The sequence below is a fragment of the Streptomyces turgidiscabies Car8 genome (genome assembly GCF_000331005.1).
GTDB lineage: Bacteria > Actinomycetota > Actinomycetes > Streptomycetales > Streptomycetaceae > Streptomyces > Streptomyces turgidiscabies.
Window position 1 is genome coordinate 1 of record NZ_AEJB01000091.1, and the last position, 774, is coordinate 774.

Annotated in this window: 1 protein-coding gene; it reads right to left on the reverse strand. The window is 74.5% G+C overall.

All coding sequences use genetic code 11. The features are described from left to right. Window positions 1-774 (reverse strand): beta-galactosidase trimerization domain-containing protein (locus STRTUCAR8_RS05150; protein WP_044471653.1); only part of this gene is annotated, 774 nt, incomplete at both ends.

A 774-nucleotide genomic window follows, 5' to 3' on the forward strand; every position in this document is an offset into this window, starting at 1 on the left:
CCTTGGGGACCGGGCTGCCCTTCAGTACGTCCGTCAGGTCGGCCGGGGCCGTGACCCGCGCCGGCTCCCAGCTCCAGTTGTGGACGATGTGCACGCGCCGCCCGTCCTCGGCCGTACCGGTGGTCGCCGTGACCGAGGCCGGGAGGTCGCCCCAGACACTGCGGGCGGTGGGGGTCAGCCAGGAGGCCAGCTCCCGGGCGAGGTCGCGGCCCGGCACCGTCCCGACGTACGTCACCTGGCCCGCGCCGTGACGGCGGGTGGTGACCGCCGGCCAGCGGCCGAAGTGCGGGTGGTCGTACGTCACCAGCGGCTCGGCGTCGGTCACGGTGAGGCCGTCGGCCCAGTGCACCGCCTTCGCGCCTTCGGGGAGTCGCAGGGGGCCGCCCGGCACGCCACGCACCGGGATCTCCTGGGTCAGGTTGCTGTACTCGTCGTAGCTGACACCCGCCGCGTCCACCAGGCGTCCGGGGGCGAGTTCGTGGCGGGCCCGGGCCTCGTGGTCGGCGTACGCCGTGCGCGGGCCGAGGACCAGGTGGCCGCCGGCATGGGCGTACGCGGCGAACCAGTCGAGGGTCGTGTCGTCGACGACGTACAGCGCCGGGACGACCAGGACCGGGTGACGGGTCACCGCCTCCTCGGGAGTCAGTCCGTCCCGTTCGCCGCGCGGGTCGTGCAGCTGACGGGCGTGGATGATCCGGACCTGGCGGCCGGCGTCGAAGGCGCCCCGGTAGAACGGGTCGAAGATCCGGTGGTAGGCGGTGTCGTCAGGGCCGC